This is a genomic window from Serratia sp. HMSC15F11 (assembly GCF_001808215.1).
GTDB classification, from domain to species: domain Bacteria; phylum Pseudomonadota; class Gammaproteobacteria; order Enterobacterales; family Enterobacteriaceae; genus Serratia; species Serratia nevei.
Window position 1 is genome coordinate 1 of the sequence record NZ_KV792420.1, and the last position, 1,308, is coordinate 1,308.

1 protein-coding gene and 1 pseudogene are annotated in these 1,308 nt (G+C 39.8%); both read left to right on the forward strand.

Annotated features, from left to right (window positions below):
• Window positions 1-321 (forward strand): hypothetical protein (locus HMPREF3138_RS26175; protein ID WP_210394202.1); only part of this gene is annotated, 321 nt, incomplete at its 5' end.
• Window positions 321-1,308, forward strand: a pseudogene (locus HMPREF3138_RS26180) (hypothetical protein); the annotation flags it as partial. The gene HMPREF3138_RS26175 and the pseudogene HMPREF3138_RS26180, both read left to right, overlap by 1 nt.

The window sequence follows — 1,308 nt, forward strand, 5'->3', positions numbered from 1 at the left end:
ACTAGGGTGTTTTGTTCCGAGATACAAGCAAACGAAGTACAAATGAATATGGCAGGACGTACAGAGGGTTCATATTCGGTGGTATTCTATATTACTTTTGGAAATAACAAAACTAATCCAACAGAACAATTCTATATTTTAACGTCAGAAACAATGTCAATGTTTCAATCAAAAGTACAGGAATGTTTTTTAAATGAGAATTTTATCATTAGTAAACAGCCCGTTTTTGACAATATCGGTACGCATCAAGAACCAACTACTGGTATTTGCACAGGAACCTTTCAACTAAATATTAGTGTAATCCAACGGAAGGAAAGCTAATGAACATTTCAACAGGAAAAGACCTACAAATTTTTTATACTGGCGATACTGGGAACAATAGTCCTAGTTTCGGTGGTTATCAGGAAATTGCAAATATTGCAGAATTTCCAACAATTATACAATCAAGTTCGGTAGAGAATATCGAAACTTATGATAGTGATTATAGTTCAGTACTGACAGGGGATAAGGCAATTGACGCATTCCCGATTACTGTGAATTATGTTATCGATGAACCAAGCCATAAATTTTTAGAACAAGCGGCAGAACAACAAACTCCCATTCAAGTAAAAGTAAAATACAGTACTGATGAAGAAGCCAATGCCGAAAGCTATATAGTACTCAATGGATATTTTTCATCGAACAATCTCACAGGTGACAAGGACGCAGTTGTACAGAGATCATACCTGTTCACACCTGAAACTGTAGTTACTCAAGGATTCGCAGCAATTCAACCATTACTACGCCGTTCTGACTATGGCCTAGGTAGCGATGGCATTGATGCACCACAGTACACACCAGCAACAGGACAGATAGCAGGTAATGGTTTCATCCAGATCCCAGCAGCTGCATCCGGCAACCCTGCAAGTACTAATCTGATCGGTGTAGGACTCACAAACAACAAGAACGAAGCCTCTATAGTTATGTCCGAGACTGGCGATCTAAAGCTGTATGCACGTAATCAGAACACGGCATGGACTCGGATCTATACCAGTACTGAACAAGATACACGTTATGCCCGCCTTGGTCAGCCTGCAAACTTTGGCAACTTAACCATTACCGGTACGATCTCCAGTACTGGCAAAATGATTGCCCCTGCAAGTAATGGTTTCCAGACCGCTAGTGCTGGTGATTATTGGTCATCACTAAGTGCCGAAGCTGGTTATGGGATGATATGGCGTTATAATTCTTCATCAACAAAAGCAAATGAATTTATTGGTATTGATCAAAACAGTAGACTTGTATTCAGACAGGCAATTGATAACGCCA